24 protein-coding genes and 1 pseudogene are annotated in these 26,080 nt (G+C 60.0%); 17 read left to right on the top strand and 8 right to left on the bottom strand.

Translation table 11 applies throughout. The annotated features are described in order from the left end of the window. Window positions 1-82 precede the first annotated feature (82 nt). A complete protein-coding gene (locus AC1ECN_RS26550) occupies window positions 83-211 on the bottom strand; it encodes a hypothetical protein (protein WP_261321059.1) in 129 nt (42 codons plus the stop codon). A 63-nt stretch (window positions 212-274) separates the two neighbouring features. Here AC1ECN_RS26550 and AC1ECN_RS26545 point away from each other — a divergent pair, with 63 nt between their 5' ends. After that, window positions 275-703: a response regulator gene (locus tag AC1ECN_RS26545; RefSeq protein WP_261321060.1), complete on the top strand. Its 429-nt coding sequence runs from the start codon at window positions 275-277 to the stop codon at window positions 701-703. 295 nt (window positions 704-998) lie between these two features. Here AC1ECN_RS26545 and AC1ECN_RS26540 read toward each other — a convergent pair whose 3' ends face one another. The 3 genes from AC1ECN_RS26540 to AC1ECN_RS26530 form a co-directional block, all read right to left on the bottom strand. Continuing rightward, window positions 999-1,406 (bottom strand): hypothetical protein, encoded by a 408-nt coding sequence (locus AC1ECN_RS26540; protein WP_222334066.1) that lies wholly within the window; start codon window positions 1,404-1,406, stop codon window positions 999-1,001. Between the two features lie 89 nt (window positions 1,407-1,495). After that, window positions 1,496-1,936 carry a MarR family winged helix-turn-helix transcriptional regulator gene (locus AC1ECN_RS26535; protein ID WP_222334068.1) on the bottom strand — a complete coding sequence of 147 codons (441 nt, stop codon included), beginning with the start codon at window positions 1,934-1,936 and terminating at the stop codon, window positions 1,496-1,498. A gap of 474 nt (window positions 1,937-2,410) precedes the next feature. Continuing rightward, window positions 2,411-2,878, bottom strand: a complete 468-nt coding sequence (locus AC1ECN_RS26530; protein ID WP_315860815.1) for an SH3 domain-containing protein — start codon at window positions 2,876-2,878, stop codon at window positions 2,411-2,413. A 12-nt stretch (window positions 2,879-2,890) separates the two neighbouring features. Here AC1ECN_RS26530 and AC1ECN_RS26525 point away from each other — a divergent pair. Further along, a pseudogene (locus AC1ECN_RS26525) lies at window positions 2,891-3,094 on the top strand (methyl-accepting chemotaxis protein); the annotation flags it as partial. A 309-nt stretch (window positions 3,095-3,403) separates the two neighbouring features. Here AC1ECN_RS26525 and AC1ECN_RS26520 read toward each other — a convergent pair. Next, window positions 3,404-3,592, bottom strand: coding sequence for a hypothetical protein (locus AC1ECN_RS26520; protein WP_315855606.1), 189 nt, complete (start codon window positions 3,590-3,592; stop codon window positions 3,404-3,406). Window positions 3,593-4,604: 1,012 nt separating this feature from the next. Here AC1ECN_RS26520 and aztD point away from each other — a divergent pair. Beyond that, window positions 4,605-5,843 (top strand): zinc metallochaperone AztD, encoded by a 1,239-nt coding sequence (gene aztD / locus AC1ECN_RS26515; RefSeq protein WP_222334208.1) that lies wholly within the window; start codon window positions 4,605-4,607, stop codon window positions 5,841-5,843. Between the two features lie 127 nt (window positions 5,844-5,970). Here the strand turns inward: aztD and AC1ECN_RS26510 are convergent, their stop codons facing one another. Then, window positions 5,971-8,064, bottom strand: coding sequence for an ATP-binding protein (locus AC1ECN_RS26510; RefSeq protein ID WP_477954578.1), 2,094 nt, complete (start codon window positions 8,062-8,064; stop codon window positions 5,971-5,973). After that, window positions 8,061-8,801, bottom strand: coding sequence for a response regulator (locus AC1ECN_RS26505; RefSeq protein ID WP_221966112.1), 741 nt, complete (start codon window positions 8,799-8,801; stop codon window positions 8,061-8,063). Before AC1ECN_RS26505 ends, AC1ECN_RS26510 begins: the two co-directional genes overlap by 4 nt. Window positions 8,802-9,016: 215 nt before the next feature. Here AC1ECN_RS26505 and AC1ECN_RS26500 point away from each other — a divergent pair, with 215 nt between their 5' ends. The 14 genes from AC1ECN_RS26500 (at window position 9,017) to AC1ECN_RS26435 (ending at window position 24,743) form a co-directional block, all read left to right on the top strand. After that, window positions 9,017-10,039 (top strand): ABC transporter substrate-binding protein, encoded by a 1,023-nt coding sequence (locus tag AC1ECN_RS26500; protein WP_130659496.1) that lies wholly within the window; start codon window positions 9,017-9,019, stop codon window positions 10,037-10,039. Between the two features lie 118 nt (window positions 10,040-10,157). Continuing rightward, window positions 10,158-11,186, top strand: a complete 1,029-nt coding sequence (locus tag AC1ECN_RS26495) for an ABC transporter substrate-binding protein (RefSeq protein ID WP_477954576.1) — start codon at window positions 10,158-10,160, stop codon at window positions 11,184-11,186. A gap of 68 nt (window positions 11,187-11,254) precedes the next feature. Next, window positions 11,255-13,477 carry an ABC transporter permease gene (locus AC1ECN_RS26490; protein ID WP_477954574.1) on the top strand — a complete coding sequence of 741 codons (2,223 nt, stop codon included), beginning with the start codon at window positions 11,255-11,257 and terminating at the stop codon, window positions 13,475-13,477. Then, on the top strand, window positions 13,474-14,535 hold the full coding sequence (locus AC1ECN_RS26485) for an ABC transporter ATP-binding protein (protein ID WP_012759968.1): 1,062 nt from the start codon (window positions 13,474-13,476) through the stop codon (window positions 14,533-14,535). Before AC1ECN_RS26490 ends, AC1ECN_RS26485 begins: the two co-directional genes overlap by 4 nt. Before the next feature lie 115 nt (window positions 14,536-14,650). Beyond that, on the top strand, window positions 14,651-15,298 hold the full coding sequence (locus AC1ECN_RS26480; protein WP_017997282.1) for an HAD family hydrolase: 648 nt from the start codon (window positions 14,651-14,653) through the stop codon (window positions 15,296-15,298). A 97-nt stretch (window positions 15,299-15,395) separates the two neighbouring features. Next, on the top strand, window positions 15,396-16,403 hold the full coding sequence (locus tag AC1ECN_RS26475) for a LacI family DNA-binding transcriptional regulator (RefSeq protein ID WP_012759970.1): 1,008 nt from the start codon (window positions 15,396-15,398) through the stop codon (window positions 16,401-16,403). Window positions 16,404-16,470: 67 nt separating this feature from the next. Beyond that, the gene (locus tag AC1ECN_RS26470; protein WP_012759971.1) at window positions 16,471-16,998 is read left to right on the top strand and encodes an NUDIX hydrolase; all 528 of its coding nucleotides are present in this window, start codon (window positions 16,471-16,473) and stop codon (window positions 16,996-16,998) included. Between the two features lie 171 nt (window positions 16,999-17,169). Next, the gene (locus AC1ECN_RS26465) at window positions 17,170-17,733 is read left to right on the top strand and encodes an NUDIX domain-containing protein (protein WP_041935949.1); all 564 of its coding nucleotides are present in this window, start codon (window positions 17,170-17,172) and stop codon (window positions 17,731-17,733) included. 88 nt (window positions 17,734-17,821) lie between these two features. Further along, window positions 17,822-18,949: a gluconeogenesis factor YvcK family protein gene (locus AC1ECN_RS26460; protein WP_113548586.1), complete on the top strand. Its 1,128-nt coding sequence runs from the start codon at window positions 17,822-17,824 to the stop codon at window positions 18,947-18,949. A gap of 76 nt (window positions 18,950-19,025) precedes the next feature. After that, window positions 19,026-19,574, top strand: coding sequence for a hypothetical protein (locus tag AC1ECN_RS26455; RefSeq protein ID WP_245274069.1), 549 nt, complete (start codon window positions 19,026-19,028; stop codon window positions 19,572-19,574). 191 nt (window positions 19,575-19,765) lie between these two features. Then, on the top strand, window positions 19,766-20,626 hold the full coding sequence (locus AC1ECN_RS26450) for an inositol monophosphatase family protein (RefSeq protein ID WP_017997276.1): 861 nt from the start codon (window positions 19,766-19,768) through the stop codon (window positions 20,624-20,626). 60 nt (window positions 20,627-20,686) lie between these two features. Continuing rightward, window positions 20,687-21,292, top strand: coding sequence for a dual specificity protein phosphatase family protein (locus AC1ECN_RS26445; protein ID WP_128450443.1), 606 nt, complete (start codon window positions 20,687-20,689; stop codon window positions 21,290-21,292). Then, the gene (locus AC1ECN_RS26440) at window positions 21,289-22,989 is read left to right on the top strand and encodes a metallophosphoesterase family protein (RefSeq protein ID WP_442140930.1); all 1,701 of its coding nucleotides are present in this window, start codon (window positions 21,289-21,291) and stop codon (window positions 22,987-22,989) included. Before AC1ECN_RS26445 ends, AC1ECN_RS26440 begins: the two co-directional genes overlap by 4 nt. A 113-nt stretch (window positions 22,990-23,102) precedes the next feature. After that, on the top strand, window positions 23,103-24,743 hold the full coding sequence (locus tag AC1ECN_RS26435) for a Na/Pi cotransporter family protein (protein WP_442139348.1): 1,641 nt from the start codon (window positions 23,103-23,105) through the stop codon (window positions 24,741-24,743). Here the strand turns inward: AC1ECN_RS26435 and AC1ECN_RS26430 are convergent. Next, window positions 24,740-25,723 (bottom strand): LacI family DNA-binding transcriptional regulator, encoded by a 984-nt coding sequence (locus AC1ECN_RS26430; RefSeq protein ID WP_097624466.1) that lies wholly within the window; start codon window positions 25,721-25,723, stop codon window positions 24,740-24,742. The genes AC1ECN_RS26435 and AC1ECN_RS26430 overlap by 4 nt on opposite strands. Between the last annotated feature and the right edge of the window lie 357 nt (window positions 25,724-26,080).

Here is a 26,080-nt window from a genome sequence, read left to right as displayed (position 1 = left end):
GCGATAAAGACCTTGCTATCCGGTGACATGGTCACGCTCCGATGTCTGTGCGTGGTTGATTTTCGCCACCCTGCGCCGGAGATCAATTCACCGCCTGTAGCTGTTGAGCCTGCGAAACTTCGGAAGACATCTCTCCAGGGATAGAGGCGATGGCGAACATGACCGCGACATAGCAGGCAAACACAGCGGAGAGGAAGGCGGTCTTGGTCATGGGCTCGCTCATTATATCATGTGGTGACATTCTTTAACCGTTCGCCCATATTGTCAATCCTGAATGCAGCATGAACAAAAAGGGGGAGCGATGGCTGGGGAGAAAATACTGATCGTCGAAGACGACGTGCTGATCGCGGCTGATCTTGAGGATATTGTGACGACACTTGGCTATGAGATCTCCGGGACGGCCGACAGCTTCGAGACCGCGCAGCAGTTCGCCGCCTTCAGCACGATTGCCCTTGTGGACGTCAACCTGAGGGACGGAGCGACCGGTCCACGGATCGGGCAGTATCTCGCGAGCGAGTTCGGCGTCGCGGTGGTCATGGTCACAGGAAGCCCTGAAATGATTGAAACCGATCTTTCAAAGGTGATCGGCCTGATATCAAAACCCTCCCATCCAAACCTTATCCGAGATGTTCTCGAATATCTGAAGACGGTCCGCGAAGGCGAACGAGGCGTCCCGCCAGGAGGAATGCGGCTTTTCGCTTGAACAGGCTGGGGAGGGGGAAAACGACATATCGATAGACGCGCTGAACTCGATCTCAGGATGGGGGGACTGGAAACCATTCTGATCGGTCTTGGAGTGCTAAGGGAGGACGGCGAGCTCGCGATCTCGCCTGCGGTCCTGATGGCCGCTCACCTCATGACAAGCGAGGTTCTGCAGGCATTGCAGGGAGCCCGAGCTCGCTGGCACAAGCGATTCCAGAGCGTAAAGACGGCCCGCCCGAAATCATTTCGGACGGGCCTCGCGCGGACCGGATAACTCATCACTTCCGGCCTGAACTCTAGCTGTCGGTGACTGCGGCATCTCCTCCCGATTGCGGCAGTTCCTTCATCTTCACGAGCTGGTCGGCGCAGGCGTCCGCCGCGTTTGTGATAGTATGGTCGATCCCCGCGATATTGGTCCAACCTCCGTCGGTGATGAAGTCGTCACGCTGCCACGACGACTTCGCCTGCAGCGTCTTGAGGTTCTCCTGAGCGTCGCTCGCCGTGACGAAGTTATGGACGCAAATGCCCGCGACCAGATCGGCTTTTGCGTTACGGACGGCGATATCGGCCATCACCGCGGCCCGTCCCGACGTCGTCCATCCTCCCCAGGTGAATCCGAGCACCACGGTCAATGCCGAGGCGCCGACAACAGACCAAGCCCATACGCTCTTTGTTGGTCGGTAGCCGTCTTCTTCATACTGCATAGCCGTTCTCCTCGGATTTATATCACACAATGATACAACGGCGCGTTTGGAGGTCAAGAACGTCGCGATCAAGAAATGGTGAGTGACGGTCAGGCCAGTTCCGTCACCTGACGTAGTCGGGATAGGGATTCAGCCAACAGCGGCTCGTGGGCATGCATTCCTTCGACATGAACCTTCGCCAGGGATTCAAGGGTGAGCACGCCCTTCATCGTCATGCCGATCAGCACGCTGCGCTTGTCATCTTCCGCCGGTATCCGCTCCGCGAGACCTGCCGAGCACATCCGGTCCACAAGCTGAACGGCACTGTTATGGTGCATGAGCATCTGTTCGGCGAGGTCGCGGAGCCTGATCTGCCAGCCCGGCGTCGTCCGCACCACCAGGAGAGCCTGGTACTGCTGCGATGTGACGCCGGCTTCGGCGAGAGCGGCCTCACTGAATGACAGGAACCGCCTCATGGCCAGCCGGAACCCCGCCAGGCCTTCATAGACATCGTCAGCAAGGCCAGAGGTCCGGCGTCCCGATCGTGGCATGCGAATAGTCCTTCTTAAATGTCATGATGTGAATGAACGGCGGAGCACGCTGGAAGTATGGTTCGCGAGCTGGCCGATGCGATTTGCGTTGCACCACAATGGCGTCGGCTGAAAATTTGCCAGCCATATTCACTAATGTTGCTAAAAAGACTGTGCCTATTTCGTGACTTCGCGAGAAAATTCCATCGTGCTTCAAAGCCGCGGATCGGGAGCGCTCTCACATGGAGAGACCGCTTGAACGTGGCCTTGACGGGAATACTCGGCGACGATGCTGATGATGGTCAGGACGCAATCCAGACGATTTGACTATTCACCTAGGAACTTATGAATGGTCCTTCGTAGCACCGTCTTCGGCCGCGGGTTGCGAGAAAAATCGGATCGGACTTCTCCCACGGTCTTCTCGGCCTCACGAAGTTGGGGGCGACCGCTCGGATATCGCCGGGAGACACAGGCCCCGACTGCCGACGCCTTTGCCTAAGCGACATCGAACACCCATGCCAGACGACTTTCCTCATAGACGCTTTGCGTTGGCGCGAGCGAGGAGGGGTCGGCGAAGCATCCCACGCCCCATAGAGCAGACTTTTCCACGAAGCCACTGATCTGGTCCTTGTCGATAACGACATTGCACCACGAAAGCGTGCATGAACGGATCCGAACCCGCACCCGTGGTTCAAGTTCGGCTTTTGTGAAACTGGTTTTCTCCGCTTGCGTTCTCAGCGCTGTCATCTCTTTGAGCCAGGGGCCAACGATTGCTGTACGATCACTGGCGAGAAGCGATCTATGCATCCAGCCGGATACGCCATCGCAGTCGCGGACTTGTCGCCAATTTCCATGTTCTTCAGTGATTTCCAATGGCAAACCTGATGCCTGGTAAAGCCACTTAACCGCGTATTCAAACGCCGGGCCGATTCGCATTCGCGCCCGAGCCGATTTCAGCGACACGAATCTCGGGATGGGAAGGCCAGTTTCCGCACAGAGCAACAGACCGCGTCGCTGGAGGAAACTGCCGCAAGCCTTGAGGAGATCACATCCGCCGTCAAGAGCTCTACCGAGCGAGCGTCGGAAGCCAGCCACATGGTTGGCGAAGCTCGTAGAAGCACGGATCAATCGAGCGCGGTGGTGACTGATGCCGTTGCCGCCATGGGCCGTATCTCGCGGACTTTTCGGCCCGGCGCGATCGGAGAACGGGATGTCAAGAGCAGATACCCTTCACCGCCGACAACGGTATGGACTACCACATGGCCAGTCTTGAGCCTGTTCGAAGGCCGCTTTTCGATATTACCTTGATTTATTGGGTACAATTTTCCTTTCTTGATATCTTTCCTGGACCGGACTTGGACCCTAAACTCTTCTTAACGCGATCTCGCCGGCGGCTCGTACTGCGCGGAAAAAGGTCGGGCGCCATCGGGCGTCACACTGGAGTAAAGGCACCCGAACTCCGAGGCAGTCACGATTTCCGCAAAACCCTTAGATCGCTCTCTGCATGAGGTATGGAGATTTTTCGACGGGAACCCGCGCGAGGATTCTCATCACGAGCGTGGGAGCGACATCAGGAACAGACCTAACTCGTCCGTCTTTGTAGAGCACCTGCAAAAGACAGGTCTCGCCGTCGTATTCAAGTTCGGCGATCGTCTTTGAATGGACCAGGAATTGCATCTTAAGCCGCCTCCTGCACTGCAGCATGACTAAGATAAAAACAACCGACCGCCCCTATCCTGAAGGGACAATGCTTGATCGGCACGGGAACGCCTTACCACTCCGACGGCCGGCGCTGTCCGAAATGCGATCCAAAAGACAATGGATATTTGAGCTCGGGCCTACAAGAATAAGATGTGAGTGGCTCCCGCTGCAAGGGCGAGGCAGGATATCCTTAGCCGTGGCTTTGCTCGGCATCAGCAGAAATAGTTCCGGGTGGCAGAACCGGGTCATAAGCCAGACCGATAGCCACGGCTTCAGATCGGGATACATCTCCAACGGCGATTTCCTCCTCTACTTCGCGGGCAATCTCGTTGAAGAGGTCTACGGGTCCGTCGCTCTCATCGGGCTCGGCGTAGCCCCCGATTAGATAGAGGCCGTCGGGGTTTTGGTCCGCCAGCAGACTTCGCTTCGTGACATGACCTTACCGTCGGCCGTCAGCACGATAGCGGTCAATCCAAGGGGATCAGCGCGATCCGCGTGCGGATGTTCGTGGCGTGTCGCCACGTAGGCAGAAAAGCGGGTCTGGCTGGCAGCAATGCTCAGCCGTTCACCTTCAGCCCGATAGGAGGCCATGCGCAGCAAAGACCCGTCGAAATGGTCGAACCGGCAGGCCCCTCAACGGCAGAGCCGAACCTCCCTTGATTGCCTTCAGGATACCGGCGATCGTCCTCAAACCGGGTGGAATTTTCGGAACCATTGGCGCCGACAACCACGGTCAGTGAGCATTCTCGATGCGTCCGGGGAGGGGGTGAATGGTGGCGCGACCCGGATAGCCGAGCGCAACATCGCTGACATTCTGGCAGATGTCGTTCCTCGCTTCATCGGGGTTGACAGCTACTGTCTATGTAATGTTATTACACTCCCCAAATGGGGATGTAACGTAATAACATTCTCCTTCATGCGGATCGCCAGGCTGCTGCGTAAGCCCAGCCGGTGTGACGACAAGTTCAAACACCAAGGAAGGATCCTTATGAAGCTGTCCCTTACCCGTAATCGCCTGCTGGCTGCTGTCACGTCAGGTCTGATCTTTGCTGCTTCGGGAGCGTTTGCCGATGAGGATCACGAGACGAGGGAAACATGGCGCCTGTTTGTCGCGGATCACACCAACCCCGTTGTCCGCGCGATCGACTTCGACAGCGGCAAGGAACTCGGCCGCTACGACATCAAGGGGCCTGCGGCACTGACCGCAAGTGCGTCCGGCCAGACCATTTTTGCCACCCAATCGGATCATGACATCGTCCACGTCATAAAGACGGGCATCGATTTTTCCGACCACGGCGAGCATCGGGATCTTGACGTTTCCGACGCGGGGCTGTTGCCGGTGACGTTCGAGGGCAAGCGCCCTTTCCACGTCGTTCCGCATGATGATCACGCGATCCTCTTTTACGACCGCGGCGGCAAGGCCGATATCATTGATGAAGCGGCGCTTCTCGACGGCAAGGCTGACATCAGGACGATCGACACGACGAGGCCGCATCACGGAGTCGCGGTGACGATGGGACGTTTTGTGCTCGTATCCGTACCGAATATCGAAGTTCCGACCAAACCCGACGAACTGCCACCACGAGTGGGACTTCGCGTCGTTGACGAGACGGGCGAACAGGTCGGTGCGATGGCAAAGTGCACCGATCTTCACGGCGAGGCCACCTCGGCCCGTCTGGTTGCCTTCGGCTGCAAGGAAGGCGTCCTCGTCGCGCGTCCCGGTGGATTGGATGGTCCGAAGCTGGAAATGCTGACGTACCCCGCTGACCTGCCAAAGGGCAGCACCGGAACCTTGCTTGGCGGCAAGGCGATGCAGTTCTTCCTCGGCAACTATGGCGAGGACAAAATTGTCCTGATCGATCCGGACGGCGAGGAGCACTTCCGGTTGATCGACCTTCCCACCCGCCGCGTCGACTTCTTGCTTGATCCTGCCACATCGCGCAACGCCTACATACTGACGGAGGACGGTGATCTTCATGTACTGGACGTGATCAAGGGCGAGATCGTGCGCAAGGGCAAGGTCACTGAAGCCTACAGCAAGGACGGCCATTGGCGTGATCCGCGTCCGCGTCTCGCTGTTGCGGACGGCCATCTTGCCATTACCGATCCGCGGCATTCGCTGATTCGCGTCGTCGACGCCGAGAGCCTGAAGGAAGTTCGTGCGATCCCAGTCGAAGGCAAGCCCTTTACGATCGTTGGTGTAGGCGGCTCCGGCGCCTCGCATTGACGCGATGGCCCTGGTCCGGAAGCACTTGTTAGCTCCGGACTAAGCTCGTTCCATGGGGAGATGGCGATGCAGCATACCCTCGCTGACGACCTGAAGCTCGCGAAAACCAGAGCCTGGTGCTCTCGATTCACGCCGGAAACAAAAGTTCCACGACGGTTCCCTTGCCCGGCAGCGAGGCAATGCGAGCGTCTCCACCGCTTTGGCGTACGAAGCCATAGACCACCGCAAGGCCAAGACCCGCGCCTCCTTCCGCGTCGCGCGTGGTGAAATAGGGCTCGAACGCCTTGTCGACGGCCTCCGGCGACATGCCGATGCCATCATCCGTCACGCTGACGCTGACGCTAGCCTCGCTGCGGGAGCACCGAATATGGATTGTTCCACCCGCTGGCATGGCCGCGGCGGCGTTGAGACAAAGATTGAGGATCGATTGCTCGAAGAGCGCCGTGTCGATGAAGACGATAGGCAGGTCGTCGGCTATTTCGAAGGCGAGCCGGCATTTTTCGCCGATCGCGATTTCCAGCACGTCGGCCATTCCGCGCAGCACGGCACCAATCTCCACCGCGCCTGGATGGATCGGCTGCTGGCTGCCGATGGAAAGCATGCTCCCGGCCAGCGACCTGCCACGGTCGGCAGCTTTACGGATGCGGGCGAGGTGCCGTTTTTGCCGGTCATTGAAGCCGGTTTCGCGCTCCAGCAGGCCGAGGCTACCGGTGATGATGCCGATCATGTTGCCTACTTCGTGGCTCACCTGGTGGGTCATGCGCATGATGCCGTCGAGGCGTTGGATCTTTGCTGCCTCCGCCTCCTGCCGGTCTATGTCGGTAATATCGCGCGCCAGCAGCACGATTCCGCCATCGGGCTGGCGCGACAGCGACACTTCCGTCACCCGCCCCGCGTCGGAGCGGTGGCGCAGCACCGACCGGTCGGAGAGCAGCCCAGCATCGTTTTCGGCCGGCAGGAGAGTCGGCTCGATCTCTGGCAGCGGCGCCACGAAACTGCGGAGCGGCAATTTCCTGGCCGAACCAGACCAGCCGACCAACTCGATGACACGCCGGTTCATGGTGATCGGCCGGCCGCGCGGATCAAACAACGCGATGCCCTCGTTCATGCTGCGGAAGGTGGAGCGGATGGTGCGTGCGGCGGCCTCTGCCGTGCGCCGCAGCTGCGTCACGCGCTCGACGCTCTCCCGGAACGCGCGGAAGGCTTCGAGCAGGCGCACGAGCTCGGTTTCCGTGCCGTCATAGCACGGCGTATCAACATCCTTGCGACCTTCTGCCAGCGCGTTCATGCCGTTCGAAAGGGAGACGATGCCGCGTGAGACGCGCATGACCGATCGGATCGAGACGACGGCCATTGCCAGCACCAGCAGCGAGGCGACGGCGACGATGACGAGGATGCGGCTCAAGGCATCGGAGGTCGAGACGAGGTCATCACTGAGGCTGCGGGCGACGGCCTCGCTTTGGGTTTCCGTCGCATGCGACAGATCGCGTGAGACGTTGTGCAGACGCGAGACGGCGGCGCGGATGGCGAACATTTCGAGGAGATACCGCGTCTGTGCCTCGAAGACCCGTTCGTAAGGCGCAAGCTCGGCGGCGGCAATCCGGGTGTCCGGCGCGGCACGTTCGAGGCGCGGCGCGGTTTCCGACACGTAGCGCCGCCGCAGTTCGCCGAGCTGAAAGAGGCTGTCCGAGTTGGAGGCGGATTGCACGATGGCGTTCAACCGACTGCGGAAACCGGCGTCTGCAATGCCGCTGCCGGTCGCGATCTCGCCGAGCGCTGCCGCAGCCTCCGCTTTGTGCTGCTGGGCCGATTCTGCGTCGCCCGCAAGCGTCGTCGTTTGCGTGCGAATCGTTTCGAGTAGCTCGATGATGCGGCTGCTCGCAAAACTCTGCACGGCAGCCCCGTCGTTTTCAGGTTGCATGGCGCGTAAAAGCGCGTCGACCTGCACGACGACCGAGCGGCTTTCGCTGGAGACCCGGTAGGGTGAGGTCGCATTCATCAGGAAGGGCGCACTGGAGACGAGATCGGAAACCTGCCGCGAGACCAGCGAGGCCTTGGCGAGACTCGAAAACGCTTGCAGGCCATAGGCGGCCATCTCTTGGCGCGCCCGCTGCAGGCCGTAGACGGCAATGGTCGAAAGGCTGAAGACGAGCACGCAGATGAAGGCGATGGCGAAGGGCAGGCGAAAGGCGATGGAGGAGAGGAAGGGGCGGCTGATCACGGTGCGATCTCGCCATCGTCTGTGTCGAGAACATAGCCCTTGCCGCGGCGCGTCTTGATATGGCGCGGCAGGTCCGGATTGCGCTCGATCTTGCGACGCAGACGCAGCACAAGCACGTCGACATTGCGGTCGATATAGCGCTCGCTTTCCGCGCCCAATCGATCGAGGATATGCGCGCGGCTAACGGGTGTGTTGGGCGTTTCGGCGAGGATTTCGAGCAGCGCGAATTCGGCGCTCGTGAGCGACTTGGCAGGGTCGGTGCGGCAGATGGCGCGGCGGCCCTTGAGATCCACCGACCATTCGCCGAGCTTCAGGGATGTCGGTTCATGCTCCCGCTCGCTTTCCCGGTCCGGCTTCAGCGAGGGGATCGTCCGGCGCAGCACGGCCTTGATACGGGCAGTCAATTCGATGGGCTCGAAGGGTTTGACGACATAGTCGTCTGCCGCGGTTTCGAGACCGAGCACCCGGTCCACGGCGCTGCCGGCAGCCGTCACCATGACAATGCCGATATTGGCCTGCGCACGCAGGCGCTGCGCGAAGGTGCGGCCGGAGGTGCCGGGCAGGTTATGGTCGACGAGCACGAGATGCACGGTTTCGCGCGAAAGTACGATCGTGGCCTCTTCCGCGGACGGCGCGGTGAGCGCTGTCCATCCTTCCGCCTCAACGAGGTCGGAGATAAGCTCCGCCATGTCCGGATCGTCCTCGACGATCAGAATGTTTATCCTCTCATTCAACACATGCACGTCCTCCCGCGCCTATTATAGGCAGAGCCGCCACGATCTTCAAAGCGAGCTCTTGTTATGCGATTTGTCACATTTGTAACCTTTGTCATGTTTTCGACGATGAAGCCGCTCCCGCTGTAAGAACCGTAACCATTCTTCGATTGCGCAGGGAAACAGATGTGACATCCTGACTGCGGAGATTGGGACGCAAGGTCCAATGGGAGGAAATTGTGAGAGGCATCACCGCTTTCAGCGCGGTAGCAGCTTTGTGGCTGGCGAGCGCCAGCACCGGCATGGCAGCCCCGTCGCTCACCGTTCTGTGCGGTGTGGACGAGATGTGGTGTGCCGCGATGAAGACGGCCTATGAGGCAAAGACCGGGCTCGAAATTTCGGTGACGCGCAAGAGCACCGGCGATATCCTCAATCAGATCCGCGCGGAGAAAGCGGCGCCTACCGTCGATGTCTGGTGGGGCGGCACCGGCGATACCCATCTGCAGGCCGGTTCTGAAAATCTTCTCGAACCGTATCAGCCTGCCCATGAGCGCGACATGCTGCCGTGGGCGCAGAACTTCTTCGCTATGTCCGGCGGCCGCTCGGCCGGCATTTATGCGGGGGCGCTCGGCTTTGCCTACAATGCCGACCTGCTGCGCGAGCTGAAGCTGCCCGCGCCGACCTGCTGGAAGGACCTCACGGACGTCGCCTATCGCGGCCGCATCCAGAGCGGCAATCCGAATTCGTCCGGCACCGCCTTCACGACGCTTGCGACGTTGGTGCAGCTCTTCGGCGAGGACGAGGCTTTCCGTTATCTCGCTGCGCTCAACCGCAATATCGAGCGTTACACCCCCTCGGGGGCTGCGCCCGTCAAGGCGGCGGCGCGCGGAGAAACGCTCATCGGCATTTCCTTCATGCATGACGCCGTCACGCAGAAGCAAGTCGGCTTTCCCCTCGTCATCGTCGCGCCCTGCGAGGGCACCGGATACGAGATCGGCGCCGTGAGCATCGTCAAAGGCGCACGAAATATCGAGGAAGCAAAGCGCTTCGTCGATTTCGCGCTGAGCCCGGAAGGGCAGGGTACAGGCGCGGCGTCAGGCCAAAACCAAGTGCCATCCAACGCGAAATCCAGCCTGCCGCTTGCAGCCCCGGATATCTCGATGATCAAGATGGTGGACTATGACTTTGCCACCTTCGGCTCGCCGGGTGAACGAAGTCGACTGCTCCGCAGGTTCGATGCGGAAATCGCCGTGACAAACTGATCAAGGTCTTTCGACAAACCACAATCCGAAAACATGCACACGCCGCCGCGGGCAGGCCGATGGCCGCGCTGTGTCTTGTTCGTGCGAGAATTAACCCAGGCAACAGGAGGATGCCCCAATGAAAATGAAGACCCTTTCCCTCATGCTCTTCGCCGGCACGRCGCTCGGTGCGCTACCGGCGCAGGCGGCCGGCGAACTCAACCTCATCTGCTCGGCGGACGTCGTGATCTGCGAGCAGATGAAGGGCGATTTCGAGAAGGCGCATAGCGACATCAAGGTGAACATGGTTCGCCTCTCGTCGGGCGAGACCTATGCCAAGGTGCGCGCCGAGTCTCGTAACCCGAAGACCGACATCTGGTGGGCTGGCACAGGCGATCCGCATCTCCAGGCGGCATCGGAAAATTTGACGCTGGAATACAAGTCGTCGAAACTCGACGAACTCAACGACTGGGCGAAGAAGCAGGCAGAAAGCTCCGGTTACAAGACCGTCGGCGTTTATGCCGGCGCGCTCGGCTGGGGCTACAACACGGAAATCTTCAAGACCAAGGGCTACAAGGAGCCAGTCTGCTGGGCCGACCTTTTGGCACCGGAACTGAAGGGTGAAATTCAAATCGCGAACCCGAATTCTTCCGGCACCGCTTACACGGCGCTCGCCTCTCTCGTGCAGATCATGGGCGAGGACCAGGCTTTCGACTACCTGAAGAAGCTGAACGGCAACATATCGCAATATACCAAGTCCGGATCGGCACCCGTCAAGGCCGCAGCACGCGGCGAGACGGCGCTCGGCATCGTCTTCGTGCACGATGCGGTGGCGCAGACGGCTGAAGGCTTCCCGGTCAAGTCGATCACGCCTTGCGAAGGTACCGGCTACGAGATCGGCTCCATGTCGATCATCAAGGGCGCCCGCAACCTCGAAAATGCGAAGGTCTGGTACGACTGGGCGCTGACGGCGGAAGTCCAGTCGCGCATGAAGGATGCCAAGTCTTTCCAGCTGCCTTCCAACAAGAGCGCCGTAATCCCGAAGGAGGCGCCGCGCTTCGAGGACATCAAGCTGATCGACTACGACTTCAAGACCTATGGCGACCCAGCAAAGCGCAAGGCACTGCTGGAACGCTGGGATCGGGAAATCGGCGCCGCCGCCAACTGATGCCCTGACCGGCGGCGCCCGTCTCCCCGGGCGCCGCCTCCTCACACTCAAAGACAGCGAGGTCAGCCATGAGACATGGCAATCGTAGGCTGGACATCGTCCTTGTCCTCGGCGCGGTCGCATTGACCCTATTGCCCTGGTATCGGATCGAGAACGGCTTCTTCGGACTCGGTTGGCTGGCCGCTTTCCCCCTTTCTCCGGAGGCCGCCCCCGGTATCGTGCAGATTTTCGCGCATGGCCGGCTGTGGCTTGCCGGTGCGCTCGTGCTCTTTCTTCTGGCGATCGTGGCCCGCGGCATGGCAGACCCGATGCGCCGCGGCGCCGCGCTCGCCTGGACCGGCGCGATCGGTGTTCTCTTCCTGTCGCTCCAGGGCCTCGCCATCGGCTTGTCCGGCTGGACCTGGACGGTGAGCGAAACGCTCTTCGGCACACTCTCGAACGGCCAGGCTTCCATGGGGGCGGGTGCGGTGCTCTCTGCTATCACCTTCATGCTGCTCTTCGCCTTCGGCCTTGCCGAGCGCGGTGTCATGAAGGGCGACGCCTTTGTCGTCAGCGCGATTGCGCTGCTCGTCTTCCTCGTCGCAGTCTTCGTCTTCTACCCGATCGGCAGCATGTTCGTCGGCTCGGTGCAGGATTTCGATGGGTCTTTCAATGCTGATAACTTCATCCGCAACGTGCAGGATCCAAGCATCTGGAGCCTCAATTGCCTGATCGGCGCCGGTCGCTGCGGCGTCGCCTGGCGTACGCTCTGGCTCGCCATCATGAKCGGCCTCGGCTCGACCCTGCTCGGCCTCGCCTTCGCGCTCGTCGCCACCCGCACGCGCTTTCCCTTCAAGAAGGGCCTTCGGCTGCTGACGATCCTGCCGATCATCACTCCACCCTTCGTCATCGGTCTGGCGCTCACCCTGCTCTTCGGTCGCGCCGGTGTCGTCACGCAGGGGCTGTCGCAACTGTTCGGCTTCGAGCCCGGGCGCTGGCTCTACGGCCTCACCGGCATCTGGATCGCGCAGGTGCTGTCCTTCACGCCGATCTCCTTCCTCGTGCTGATCGGGGTCGTCGAGGGCGTCAGCCCGTCGATGGAGGAGGCGTCCACGACGCTGCGCGCCGACCGTTGGCGCACGTTCTGGCGGGTCTCGCTGCCGCTGATGAAGCCCGGTCTCGCCAACGCCTTCCTCATCGGCTTCATCGAAAGCATGGCCGACTTCGGCAATCCGCTGGTGCTCGGCGGCAGCAATGGCGTGCTCTCGACGGAAATCTTCTTTGCCGTGGTCGGGTCGCAGAACGATCCGTCGCGCGCCGCCGTGCTCGCCACGGTGCTGTTGCTCTTCACGCTCTCCGCCTTCCTCGCCCAGCGCGTCTGGCTGTCGGGCAAGAACTACGCCACCGTCACCGGCAAGGGCGATAGCGGATCGCATATTGCTCTGCCGCGCGGGCTGTCGATCGGCGTTCACGCCGTCGTCATCCCGTGGATTCTCTTCACGCTCGTCATCTACGGCATGATCCTGATCGGCGGTTTCGTGAAGACCTGGGGTCTCGACAACTCGTTGACGCTCGACCACTACGCCAAGGCCTTCTCGATCAGCTTCGAAAATGGGATTGCCTGGACGGGCGTCGCCTGGAACTCGTTCTGGACAACGATAGAAATCGCGTTGGTGTCTGCCCCGCTGACCGCCGCCGTCGGCCTGCTGACGGCTTATATTATCGTGCGTCAAAAATTCGTCGGCAAGAATGCCTTCGAGTTCGCCCTGATGATGAGCTTTGCCATTCCAGGCACAGTCATCGGCGTCAGCTACATCATGGCCTTCAATCTGCCGCCCTTGGAAATGACCGGCTCGGCCCTCATCTTGATCGCCTGCTTCGTCTTCCGCAACATGCCGGTCGGCGTGCGCGGCGGCATCGCGGCGATGAGCCAGCTCGACAAGAGCCTGGATGAGGCCTCCCTGACGCTCCGGGCCAACAGCTTCCGTACGATCCGCAAGGTCATCCTGCCGCTCTTACGCCCGGCCATCACCGCCGCGCTCGTCTATTCCTTCGTGCGCGCGATCACCTCCATCAGCGCCGTCATCTTCCTCGTCAGCGCCGAGTACAACATGGCGACCTCCTACATCGTCGGCCTCGTCGAGAACGGGGAATACGGTGTGGCCATCGCCTATTCCACCATGCTGATCGTCGTGATGATCACCGTCATCGCCGGCTTCCAGCTCATCGTCGGCGAACGGCGCCTGCGCCGTGAAAACCGCGTCGCCGGCCTCGCCACATCCGCTTCCTCTCGCCAGGAGAAAATCGCATGATCAACCCCAAAGCCGGTTCCGTCGTCTTCCAGAACGTGCGCAAAACGTTTGGAGCCTTCACCGCCATTCCGGACCTCTCGCTCACCATCGAGCGCGGCACGCTCGTCACCCTGCTTGGCCCTTCCGGCTGCGGCAAGACGACGACGCTGCGCATGCTTGCAGGCCTCGAACATCCTTCGGCCGGAAAAGTCCTGATCGGCGGCAAGGACGTCACCATGCTGCCGGCCAATGAGCGCGATGTTTCGATGGTCTTCCAGTCCTATGCGCTCTTTCCGCACATGAATGCGCGCGACAACGTCGCCTATGGCCTGGAATCCTCCGGCTTCAACCGCAAGGAAGCGCGCGAGAAGGCAGAGGAGGGGCTGGCGCTGGTCGGCCTTGCCGGCATGGGCCATCGCCTGCCCGCCGAACTCTCCGGCGGCCAGCAGCAGCGCGTCGCCGTCGCCCGCGCGCTGGTGCTGGAGCCGCAGGTGCTGCTGCTCGACGAGCCGCTTTCCAACCTCGATGCGCGCCTGCGCCGCAAGGTACGCACAGATATCCGCGAACTCCAGCAGCGTCTCGGCTTCACCGCCGTCTATGTCACGCACGATCAGGACGAGGCGCTTGCCGTGTCCGACCGCATCATTATCATGAAGGATGGCGAAGTTGCCCAGTCCGGCGCCCCGCGCGACCTCTATGAATCGCCGGCTTCCGCCTTCATCGCTGATTTCATGGGAGAGGCGAATGTCATCCCATGCGAGGTGGTTGGCATCGATGGCGCAGATGCTGACATCCGCATTGGCGGTTTCAAACATCGTGTGCCGGCGGGTAGGGCGACGCCGGGCGCGGCGAGCCTTGCCGTTCGTCCCGGCGCGATCGCGCTCTCCGAGGGAGGGGGGCACGGGCTTGCCGGCCGCATCCTCCATTCGGCCTATCTCGGAGATCATGTCGAGTACGAGGTCGAAACCGACGTCGGCACGCTCTTCATCGTCGACCACGCCGTCGACCGTATCCTACCGGTCGCCTCCGACGCCACGCTCGGCTTCCGAAGTCGCGGCATCGCCCTTATCAGCACGTGAGAGCCTCTGACACGAGGCCCTGGGCCGAGGCGCGTTCGATGCCCGTCGACCAGGACGATTACGCCTGAATGGAGCCTCGCGTCAAACCGATGTTCGCCCGCCGGAAGGATGAGGTATGATTGATATTCTATCGCTGGAAAATGATTTCGAGGCCGTGATTTTTGATTGCGACGGCACACTTGTTCACACGCCCCCTGTCTATGCGGACGCATGGGCGGCCGGCTTTGCCCTTTCCGGCAAACCGATGAGTGAGGCTTGGTATTTGATGCGGGCCGGAATGTCTGAAGTGGTTCTTATGGACGCCTTTGAGCGAGAATTCGACGTTGTGCTCGATCGCGCATCCGTCATCGCCACCATGCGATCGCACTTTCTCCAGAATGTCCACAATGTGCGCGAAGTTCGCGCGGTTGCTGCAACCGTTCGCCGGTTGGCCGGCTTGCGTCCCATGGCTGTTGCATCCGGCGGTTCGCGAGAAATTGTCACAGCGACCCTACAAGGAACGGGCCTGCGGGAGTATTTCGACCAGGTGGTCACGATCGATGACGTGCCAAATCCAAAGCCGGCGCCGGACCTGTTTCTGCAGGCGGCCGCTTTGTTGGGAATAGAACCAGCCCGGTGTGTCGTGTTTGAAGATAGCGAACAAGGTCTTGAAGCAGCTCGACGGGCGGGTATGAGCGCCATTGATGTGAATCGACTTGATCTCCATGAGCAGCAACAGCTTGCAGATGAATGCCTGAGCATTCGGTCGGTGCAGGCGCATTAATCCTGCGGCAGGTTTTGTCCTAAAGAACCGCCGGGGCCGGCTCTTGCACGCAATTGCAATTTGTGCACAGTCCGGGCAAAGGGAGTTGCCGGTGGTCATGAAGGATTTTGTCAGCGCGCAGGAGGTTGCTGAGAAAGCGGGCGTTTCGCGCTCGGCGGTATCGCGTGCCTTTACCCCGGGTGCCAGTGTATCGGCGAAGACGCGCAGACGCGTGATGGATGCGGCCGAGGCGCTTGGCTACCACGTCAATCATCTGGCCCGGGGGCTGATGACGAATGAAAGCGGCATCGTTTGTCTTATCGTGTCGGAACTCGGAACGCCCTTTCGCTCATCTCTGATCCGGGCGATCACGCAGCAGCTTCAGAATAGTGGAAAGATTGCCATGCTCATTAACACCGACCGTTCCGACGGCAGTGTGGATCGGGCGCTGCGCCAGGCAATTCACTACCGGGCCGATGCGTCGATCATCCTATCCGGACTGCCGGACAAGTCGATCACACAGCTCTGCCTGAGGAATGGTCAACGCCTTGTCCTCATCAACCGTGATGACGACCAGCCGGGGCCGCTGCGCATCAACATCGACGACCAGGAGGCCGCTAGCCGCATCCTCACCGCCTTCATGCGTGCAGGCTGCCAACAACTGGCATTCGCCAATTCCGAGGTCGGAACACCGAGCCTGATGGCGCGCGAGCGCGGTTTCGTTGCGGCGGCTGCGGCCCTCGGCATCGAGGTTGCGGTCGAGCGTCATGGCTCGACTGGCTACGAGGCTGGAAAGGTGGTTGCCCAGAGGCTGCTGACGCGCACGAATCGGCCCGACGCGATCTTCTGCGCCAACGATCTGCTCGCCTGCGGCGTCATGGATGCCGCGCGCCATCAGTTCAAGATCTCTGTTCCTGACCAGCTTTGCATTGCAGGTTTCGACGATATCGAGCAGGCGTCGTGGTCTTCCTACGATCTGACGACCTTCGCACAGCCGGTTGAGATGGTGGCGCGCGAAGCGGTCGCGTTTCTAGCTGCTCCTACCCTTCCGGAAGATGCCGGTGAGGTTAGGTCTCTGAAACTTCATGCCGAACTGGTCTGGCGCGGCTCGATCCGCGGCGGGTGACATATTCCCCCGTCAAACCCTCGCGCGAGTAACCTGGAAAGGCTTCATATCCGTCCTCGGGAAACACATGAAGAACGACGATAAACGCCAGAAAAACAAAGCCGCGGGTTTGCTGCACCAACTTGCGCTCGTGCCCGAGACCTTGTTCAAGGGAGCCTTTCTGCAGCAATATGGCGCGGTCTGCTTTCGCTATCTCGGCGACGAGGACAAGGTCGAGATCCTGTTGGTCACGTCGCGTCAAAGTCGTCGATGGGTCATCCCCAAGGGCTGGCCGATGAGGAGAAAGAAGCCATTCGAAACGGCTGCCACTGAAGCCTGGGAGGAAGCTGGTGTTCAAGGGAGCGTGCGCAAGAAGCCGATTGGCCGATACACCTATCTCAAGGAACTTGGTCCTGACGTGGTTTCGCCATGCATGGTCGACCTGTTTCAGATCGAGGTCGAACGCCTGACGGACGACTTCAAGGAGCGTGGCGAGCGGGTTCTCGTCTGGGTCTCTCCCGATGAGGCAGCCCGGCGCGTGCGTGAACTTGAACTCAAATCGCTCCTCGTGTCGTTTCGACCACATCGACCGAGAGTAAAGATAAAAAATAGGTAGTGAGGGCCGTCCTCGGGCCTTCTGACTGTTCAGACATCCATTTTCCCAGCACGAAGCAGGCGCCGACATTCAAACAGTCTTTCGAAACAGATAGAGCTTGGCTTCATATATTTGGCCCGGCATATCCAGCCATGAACAGGAACCGATACGGCCATGGATCCATCTTCAATCATGAAAACGTCAGAGCAAGGCGCGGGACCGGACATCATCACAGTCGATTCGCGGGAGGTCTATGCCAACCGGTGGATGACGGTCCGCGAGGACAAGATCCTGCGCCGTGACGGGTCGCCCGGGCTCTACGGCTATGTCGACAAACCCGACTTCGTGATGATCCTGCCCTTCGACCGGGGTCTCGTTCACCTCGTTCAACAATTCCGATATCCGATCAAGTCGCGCCAATGGGAATTTCCTCAGGGAAGCTGGGAGGAGAAACCGGACGCCGATCCCGGCGAACTCGCCCGCGGCGAATTGCAGGAGGAAACCGGGTTGATTGCGGGCTCATTGATCAGGATCGGCACTATCTACCCACTTTATGGAACGGTGACCCAGAGATGCCATGTCTTCTTCGCGACGGATCTCACGCCAGGGGATAACAAGCTCGAGCATGAAGAACAGGACCTCGTTCGCGCCACCGTTTCGGTTGATGAGCTGCAACGGATGATCCTCGACGGCGATCTCCAGGATGCGGGCACGATTGCCGCTTTCGGGCTTGCCAGGCTGCGGAAGCTTCTGTGACAGCCTCGTCACGATATGTGACGAGGGGAGAACTTTTGCACGTAATCCGCGCAGGCTAAACATGTGCTTCCAAAGATCGCGAGCGGGTATGAAACGGATTGTATTATTCTCGGGCGGCAGCGCCTGTCGATCAATCAATGTGGCGCTGTGCCAACGTGGAGCCGATGTCACCCGCGTCGTGCCTGCTTGGGATAGCGGCGGCAGCTCGAAAGTTATTCGCGAGCGGCTCTCCATCCTCTCAGTGGGAGACATCCGCCAGGCTCTGATGACGATGGCACATGGAGAAGGCTGCGCCGGTGACGTCGTCAAGATCTGCAACGCCCGGGTATCGGCCAATCTTGGCTTTGACGATGCCCGCAAGGAATTCCTCTTCTACGCCGAAGGCCGTCATCCGTTGCTCGAGAGAATGGAGCCGGGCCTGCGCGGTGCAATCCTGAATTATCTGAACACATTCGCCACTTCTGTTGGTCGAGATTTCGACTTCAGGCACGGCAGCGTCGGGAACTTCATTCTGACGGGCGCCTGCGTGGCGCATAATGGAGACGTCAACACGGCGATCTTCGTGTTCAGAAAGCTGTGCGGCATCGTCGGAAACGTATGGCCTTCGTCCTGTGACAACGACTTGGTTCTCTCCGCAACTCTGAGGGACGGTCGGAGGCTTGCGCCGCAGGACGTCATCACATCGATGGGGGCAGGGGATGCAAAGGTTGGGATCGCAGAGGTCGAGCTGGCTGGCGCCGATCAGGCCCCGCCGGTTGCCAACTCGGCTGTGCTGGACGCCGTTGGCCGGGCGGACCTGATTGCCATCGGTCCGGGCAGTCTCTACACAAGTATCCTTCCTCATCTTCTGGTGACGGGCCTCGTTTCAGCTATCGAGAAGGCCAACTGCCCGAAAGTCTTCATCGGCAACATCCTGCAATGCCGGGAGACCATGGGACTAACGCTCGAAGACGTCCTGGCGGCCGCGGATCTGCATGCGCGCAAGGGCGGCGGAACCTCGAATCTGTTCACCTTCGTTCTCGCAAACAGGATGCTGTTTCCCTTCGAGAAGACGGTCGGAACGTTTCCCTATCTCAGAGAGAAACCGCAGGAAAAGAACGGGCGTCACATCATCAAGGGCGAATTCGAAGATGCCTGGAGCCGCGGTCAGCATGACGGTGATGCAACCGCTGCAGCCTTGCTGAAAATCGCATCCGGAGACGCTTCAGATGCATGAGATAATAAGTAGGGTCGACGAGGTCAGGCGCCTCAAGGGTTTCCTGACCATTGCGCAAACGCTGCAGCTTGCAGATTTGGGCGTCACGGTCATTGATCCGTTTTCGACCTTGATTTCCTCTCGCGCCAGCCTGGGGTCTGGCGTCTTCCTCTGGCCTAATGTGACAATCGAGGTCGGCCCGGAGGGATCGGTCAGCATTGGCGCGTCGACCGTGCTTCACAGCGGCGTGCGGATCGAGGCCGGCGCCGGTTCGATTGCCATAGGCGCAAACGGCGATCTCGGTCGGGAGGGGGGCTTTACCCTTGTGGTTGGCGCACAGAGTGACAAAATCGATGTCGGAAACGATGTCCGGTTGAATGGCGGCGGTTCGATTACCCAGAGCGCAACGCTTGGCAACGGCGCGCAGGTTCTTGGTCCGATCCGCATCCAGAATTGCCAGCTTGGCGGCGGCGGCTCCTTTCGCGAGCGTGATCCGGACAAGCGAGGAGCAGTCCTGAAAGGCAGCGGGGTTGCCAGAAACATCGATCTCCCGGCGGGCATGGTCATTCAGGCATTTGGGCTGTTTTCCGAGGCGCCGAAGCGGTGGCAGAGCTATTTTCATCCCCAGAAAGACGAGCGATCCTAAGCCGCTGTGGAAGAGGGGCGACATCGATTGGGCTTCAACATTCCAGAGGCCGGCAGATGGTCGGGCGCGCTTGCAACCATCAAGGAAAACGGACGAACAGAACCGAGTGATCACCAGCGATCGCAGGACTTGACCCGATTGCACGCGCGTGCAAATATGAGCGCGCGTGCAAAACACCTGAGGGGAATCATATGCATTCAGTATCCGATGCAGCCTTGGCCGAAACCCGCGCGGATTATTGCCGCGCCGTCATCCGCACTGCCGGGGATCTGGTTCTCAAAGGCTTTCATGCCGGAGTGGCAACCGGTCTGTCGATGAAGGGGCCACAAGATTACCTGACGGAAACGGATGCCGCGTCCGAGGCCTTGATCCGCGACAGCATCCTGGCTCGCTTTCCGGGCGACAGCTTCTTTGGAGAAGAAGGCGGCGGCGCAATCGGTGAGCGCGTTTGGGTCGTCGACCCGGTCGACGGTACAGCCAATTTCGCGCGCGGTATTCCGCATTTCTGCATCTCGATCGCCTACGTAGAAAAGGGTGTGACGGAATTTGGCGCCATCTATAACCCCGCGCTCGATGAGTTGTATTTCGCAGAACGCGGCCGCGGCGCCAGTTTGAACGGCAAGACGATTCGGGTCGCTGCGACACACCGTTACGATGCCACTACCATCGAAATGGGGTGGTCGACGCGCGTTGCGAACGAGACCTACCTCGAGGTCGTGAAAGGATTGCTTGATCTCGGCACAAACGTCCGAAGGGCGGGCTCGGGTGCATTGGCTCTGGCCTATGTGGCCGACGGCCGCTCCGACGGATATGTCGAACTGCACATGAATTCCTGGGACTGCCTGGCCGGCCTTCTCCTCGTCAGCGAGGCGGGGGGCGATGTCTGCCCCTTCCTCGATATCGGCAGCCTGGAAAAGGGTGGTCCCGTCCTTGCCGCCGCTCCAGCCATTGCCGCAGGGATCAGCAAGGTCGCCAAAATCCCGCTTTCGACGGCAGGCAATTCGCCTGAGAAAGCACACTTGGGTGGCCCCGGGGCTCTCGCAGGAGCTTGAGAACAAGCTCAATCCGCCGGTAGCGGCGACAGGCGCACGCGGCGCGAAGGAGGACTTGACATGGACGGACCCGTTTACGCTCGCCCGGCGATCAGCCTGATCGCGGAAGGGCTAGGCCCTTTCGGGGCGGCTCTTTTCATTGGCGGGAGCACCGGTGCAAGCGACATTGGTCTCCTGCGCCAGCACCAGATCACGACTGTGGTGAACTGCGCCGTCAATCTCGATATCAACTACGTGCAGGCAGACCAGGGAACGGCTGACCTGCGGGCGTCAGGCTACGGAGATATTCGCTACTACAAAATTGGCCTCATCGACGGGGAGGGCAGCCCTGATACGATGATGCTCGGCGCCTATTACATTCTCGACGGCGCTCTGCGCCAGACCATGCCGAAGCGGGAGACCTACCCCTTTCCCGACGGCGGCAATGTGCTCGTCAATTGTCGAAGCGGGCGCAGCCGCTCTGTTTCGCTGGTTGCGCTTTTTCTGCACAAGCAGCAGCCGCATCTCTATCCAAGCCTGGATGACGCCCTCGCCGTCATCCGCGAGCGGCGCGAGCTGCGTCCCGACGAGTGGTTCGAAACGCCAAAGCCGATGCTCTACGGAGCAGCCCAGCGGGCGTCGGAGTGGATCGACATGATCGAAGAACGCAGGCAACGCAATTCATGATGCCCCGATCCTATCCCGAGATTGCCGTCATCGCGGATGCACATTTTCACGACGTCGATGCCGATTTCGGCTTTTCCAGTGTCAGGATCGGCGGTCGCGCCATGACGATGCGCAGTTGGTCGGACACACGCCAGTCAACGCGAGTCTTCAACGAGAGTGCCGGCGCACTCCTTGCGGCGCTTGAACACGTACAGAAACGTGGCATCCGACATGTCGTGCTGCTTGGCGACTACAGTGACGATGGCCAGCGGGCAACGACGGAAAAGCTCGCCGACATTTTGCAACAGCACAGCCGGGAGCATGGAACGGCCTTCTATGCGCTGCCGGGAAATCACGACATATTCGGCCCGCGCGGCCGTCATCACACCAAGCAGTTCCTGACGGAAGGTGGTCAGGCGATCCTCGTCTCGAGCGATGCCGGACTTGCACGCGAGGGTGCTGTCTTCAGCGACAGGATGTATTGCGAAGGATATCCGGATGGGCTTCGCGCGATGGCGAATTTCGGCTATTTCCGCCGGCCGGAATACATCCATTGGGAAAGCCCTTTTGGATTATCAGATGCTCAGGAGGATAGGGTCTACGAGGTGACGTCGCCGGACGGCGTCAATCGCTATCGGCTCATGGACGCATCCTATCTCGTCGAACCAGAGCCTGGCCTCTGGCTGCTGATGATCGACGCAAATGTGTTCGAGCCCCTCGATGGAGCCTTCGCCGATGGTGAGGAGGCAGCCTTCACCGACAGCACCGCCGGCGGCTGGAATGCCATGCTGCGTGCTAAGCCTTTCATCTTCTCATGGGTCAGCGACGTTACGCGCCGGGCACGTCTTCTCGACAAGACCGTGCTCGCCTTTTCTCACTATCCGGCGCTCGATCCCTTCGACGGCGCTTCCGATGCGGAAAAAACGCTCTTCGGTGAGACCAACGTCGTGCGCCGCACGCCCCGGCGGGAAGTCGAAGAGGCGATCCTTTCGGCAGGCTTGCAGGTCCACTTCAGCGGCCATCTGCACGTTGAAGGCGTCACCACGCGAGGTTACGATAGCAGCCGTGTGACCAATATTGCTGTCCCGTCGCTCGTCGCATTCCCCCCAGCATTCAAGGTCATACGACCAACTCGACACCATTTGGCCGTCGATACGGTCGGGCTTTCGGCAATCGCTGTCGACCGTGATCTCCTCTCAGGCTATCGGCTTGAAACCAACGGTCGCCATGAGCGCGGCGCCGATGCGCTGTCTGCTGACAGCTACGGCGCCTTTCTCCAGGCCCACAAGCGGGCGCTGGTCGTCCATCGTTACCTGCCGAAGGAATGGCCAGGCGCGTTCGCGGCAGCGATCCTGGAGATGAATGTCGCGCAGGCAGCACAATGCGTAGCAGGGGGCGCCGCAGGGGAAAGTGACTGTCTCGAACTGTCGAGTTCGGCCCAGGCAGAAGATCTTCCGATGATCGATCTGATCGCCGACTGGTATTGCCTGAGACAAGGCGGGCATCTGTCAATCGAGCATATAGAACCCGAACGACTGGCACTCTACCGGTCGCTGACAAATCAGTTCGGTCGCGCGCCCGACGCCTATGATGGATCGCTTCCTAGCTTTCTTGGCGTTTTCCTCGGAGCACTTGGCCTATTCCTGGACCGCGCGGCAAAGGGCAGACCTAACATCATTGTCCCGCTCGAAAGGGTTCAGCAGGATGTCCCGGCATAGCAGCGCGACATCGAACGACGATAATGTGAGTTGGAATAAAATAGGGGTCTGACGACGCGTTTGGTCGCCGTGAATGCCGGAACGCGAAGCCGGCAGAATGCAGCAGGTGTGATATGGAATCGGCTATCGTCAGCATCAATCTTTTCGGCGCGGTCGCTCTGCTTCTGTTTGGTCTAGCCCAGGTCAAGGGCGGCATGACGCGCGCCTTCGGTACGAAACTTCGTGCGGGCCTTGCCAGGAGTACCAGAAGCGGCACCAGATCCCTTTGCGCTGGCTTCATTGCCACTGTTGCTCTGCAAAGTTCTACGGCCACCGCCTTGATGGTTGCCTCCTTCGTCGAGAAAGACCTGATCGTGCCGGCCATGGCACAGATCGTGCTCCTCGGAGCGAACGTCGGCACCGCTGCGACCGCTTGGATCGTCGCCCTCGGCCTCGGCTGGCTCTCGCCATTGTTAATCCTTGCCGGCGCCATCCTGTTACGGGGCCGCTCCACAGCCCGCCAAGGCACGGGTACGGCACTGGTTGGGATCGGCCTCATGCTGCTGTCTTTGCATCTGCTCTCGGGAGCGACCGATCCCATCCGACAATCGCCGGCGCTCAGCCTGTTCATAACTATGCTCGGAAACGCGTGGCCGGTTGCCTTGATCTTTTCGGCCGTTCTGGCGATCCTGGCATCTTCCAGCCTTGCGATTGTCGTTCTTATTCTTTCACTCGCCGCCGGTGGTGGCATCGACACGGGGCTCGTGATCGTGCTTGTCCTTGGCGCCAATCTCGGAGGGGCGGTTCCGCCCGTTCTTGCCACCCTTCGGGCGCCGGCGAGTGCCCGAAGGGTTACACTCGGGAACCTCATCGTACGGGCGATCGGCGTTTGCATCGCCCTTCCTCTTGCAGGCTATGGCGCAGACCTTCTGGAACTATCGCCGCTGCCGCATCAGAATTTCGCAGTCGACGCACATCTCGCCTTCAATGTGCTCGTCGCTCTCGTTGCCTGGCCTTTGTCGCCATACGTCCTGTCACTGATGTCTCGCCTCCTGCCGGAGGGAGAGAAAAATCTTGAGAACAGCTATCTGGACAGCAATGATCTCGCACGTCCGCTCTCCGCTCTCGCCGGGGCAAGCCGCGAGGTCATGGTGGTCGGCGATCTAGTCGAACAAATGCTGTCGCAGGCGGCTGAGGCGATAAACCGAAACGATTCCTCCACTCTTGCCGGAATTGCGATGCTGGAAGGCCGGGTCGATCGGATTCAACACGCGATCAAGGTCTATATATCCAAGCTTGGTCATGATGGCTTGAGCGCAGAAGAACATCGTCGCTCCATGGGCATCGTTGAATATGCCATCAATCTGGAACACATCGGCGACATTATCGAAAAAGGGATACTCCCGGAAATTGCCAAGAAAATCGAACGTGGCCTGCAATTTTCGCCGGATGGGAAAGAAGAAATCTCCGGCCTGTTCGCTGTTACGTTCGAAAGCCTAAGGATGGCACAGACGGTTTTTGCAACACAGAACGCCACGCTGGCGCGCCGGCTCGTCGAAATCAAGGAAGACGTGCGCCGGCTCGAAAAGCAATCGGCCCAACGGCACCTGCAGCGCCTGCGCGAAGAGCGGCCCGAAAGCATTCAGACGAGCTCGCTGCACCTCGATATTCTGCGCGACCTGAAACGCATTCATGCCCATATCGCGGCCGTCGCCCATCCAATCCTCAATCAAAGCGGTCTTTTGATTGAAAGCCGAATCCGCCAGGCCAACTAGCGGGCTGTTGTCCTCTCCACCATGAACACCGACACGACTTGAAGCCGGGTCTCTGTCTCGTCGCTGTCGAGCGCCGTCAGAACTTTGTCTGTCAGGTCGTCTAGCGGTTGGGCAACCGTGGTCAACTGGTAGCTCTTCCAGCTCGCCTGAGGTATGTCATCGAAACCGACGACCGACAGATCTTCAGGCACGCGGCGGCCCATTTCCAGGCGGGCTGCGTCCAGAAATCCGAGAGCCATGAGGTCGGTGACGCAGAATGCGCCATCAATAGTCTTGTCCGAAAGCAGTTCGCAGGCGGCCTTATAACCGCTGTCATAGGACGTCGGACCACCCGACCAGGCCACGACCTCTATGCCTTCTATCCCCATGCGCTGGCTGAAAGCGTTCGCCCGACGAACTTGTGACGGGGTCTGGCTGCTGCTCGAGACGACGACGACCTTTTTGCAATCGGCTTTGACAAGTCGCATGGCGGCGAGCTCGGCACCGTGGGAATCGTCGCTTAACACCATGCTCGTATCGGTTCTGTCGAGGCGCTGGTTGATCAGGATGAGGCGAACACCGTTGGCGATGCACTCGTCGATGATCGAGGTTGGAGGCTCCCCCGAAAGAACGATGATTGCTTGAGCCCGGAACTCGAACAGAAGTTCGATGAGGGGTGCAATATCCTTGCGTGCATCTGCTGCGTTGAGGAGCAGGCATTGCAGGCCCCGCCGCAACAGACCGATGCTGAGAAGATCAAGCTGCCTGGAAATGAATGGCGAACTGAGATTGGCGCCAACCACACCGATGAGATTGGAGCGCTCGCTCATCAGACCCTGAGCCAGACGGTTGACGCGATAGCCGAGTTCACCGGCGGCTTTAAGGACCTTGCGTCGCACCGATTTCGATACACTTCCGCCATTGAAAGTGCGCGACACGGCCGAGCGCGAAACTCCCGCGCGCTTCGCCACTTCTTCTGCCGTCACAAATGTTTGTGCCATCAATATTTCCACTCGAACCAGGGTCTTTATCAGTGGCCATAAAGTCCCGGTTTTTCCAATCGAAAATTTTCAATCGCCTGCCAGTCACGCTTAGCGACAGCTGACCAATCAGCATCGCCGGCTGCGCAGGATGAGGCCTCGCACGATATCGCCGCTGGCCGCCATGCATACCTGTTCGAAAGTACATTTGAACGTGATAAAATATTCCATGAAAACAGATAGATAACATATTGACCGCGCGTGCATTTTATCGTTGACAAAGTGACCGTTTCAATGGATCATGCATTCTATAGAAGGGCATAAATGGAATGCATATTCCGTTGACGAGCGCGCCGGGAGGAGCCGGCTCGCTCGCCG

The organism is Rhizobium sp. 01N447_2 (genome assembly GCF_056399245.1).
This window is presented reverse-complemented; position numbering and strand designations above follow the sequence as displayed.

Bases quoted from the DNA above. Each gene is read 5' to 3' on its own strand.
- AC1ECN_RS26470 (WP_012759971.1), top strand. From the start codon at position 16,471: ATGAAGAACGACGATAAACGCCAGAAAAACAAAGCCGCGGGTTTGCTG.
- AC1ECN_RS26465 (WP_041935949.1), top strand. From the start codon at position 17,170: ATGAAAACGTCAGAGCAAGGCGCGGGACCGGACATCATCACAGTCGAT.
- AC1ECN_RS26475 (WP_012759970.1), top strand. From the start codon at position 15,396: ATGAAGGATTTTGTCAGCGCGCAGGAGGTTGCTGAGAAAGCGGGCGTT.
- AC1ECN_RS26480 (WP_017997282.1), top strand. From the start codon at position 14,651: ATGATTGATATTCTATCGCTGGAAAATGATTTCGAGGCCGTGATTTTT.
- AC1ECN_RS26520 (WP_315855606.1), bottom strand. From the start codon at position 3,592: ATGCAATTCCTGGTCCATTCAAAGACGATCGCCGAACTTGAATACGAC.
- aztD (WP_222334208.1), top strand. From the start codon at position 4,605: ATGAAGCTGTCCCTTACCCGTAATCGCCTGCTGGCTGCTGTCACGTCA.
- AC1ECN_RS26545 (WP_261321060.1), top strand. From the start codon at position 275: ATGCAGCATGAACAAAAAGGGGGAGCGATGGCTGGGGAGAAAATACTG.
- AC1ECN_RS26430 (WP_097624466.1), bottom strand. From the start codon at position 25,723: ATGGCACAAACATTTGTGACGGCAGAAGAAGTGGCGAAGCGCGCGGGA.
- AC1ECN_RS26445 (WP_128450443.1), top strand. From the start codon at position 20,687: ATGGACGGACCCGTTTACGCTCGCCCGGCGATCAGCCTGATCGCGGAA.
- AC1ECN_RS26440 (WP_442140930.1), top strand. From the start codon at position 21,289: ATGATGCCCCGATCCTATCCCGAGATTGCCGTCATCGCGGATGCACAT.
- AC1ECN_RS26485 (WP_012759968.1), top strand. From the start codon at position 13,474: ATGATCAACCCCAAAGCCGGTTCCGTCGTCTTCCAGAACGTGCGCAAA.
- AC1ECN_RS26460 (WP_113548586.1), top strand. From the start codon at position 17,822: ATGAAACGGATTGTATTATTCTCGGGCGGCAGCGCCTGTCGATCAATC.
- AC1ECN_RS26550 (WP_261321059.1), bottom strand. From the start codon at position 211: ATGACCAAGACCGCCTTCCTCTCCGCTGTGTTTGCCTGCTATGTCGCG.
- AC1ECN_RS26535 (WP_222334068.1), bottom strand. From the start codon at position 1,936: ATGCCACGATCGGGACGCCGGACCTCTGGCCTTGCTGACGATGTCTAT.
- AC1ECN_RS26450 (WP_017997276.1), top strand. From the start codon at position 19,766: ATGCATTCAGTATCCGATGCAGCCTTGGCCGAAACCCGCGCGGATTAT.
- AC1ECN_RS26540 (WP_222334066.1), bottom strand. From the start codon at position 1,406: ATGCAGTATGAAGAAGACGGCTACCGACCAACAAAGAGCGTATGGGCT.
- AC1ECN_RS26435 (WP_442139348.1), top strand. From the start codon at position 23,103: ATGGAATCGGCTATCGTCAGCATCAATCTTTTCGGCGCGGTCGCTCTG.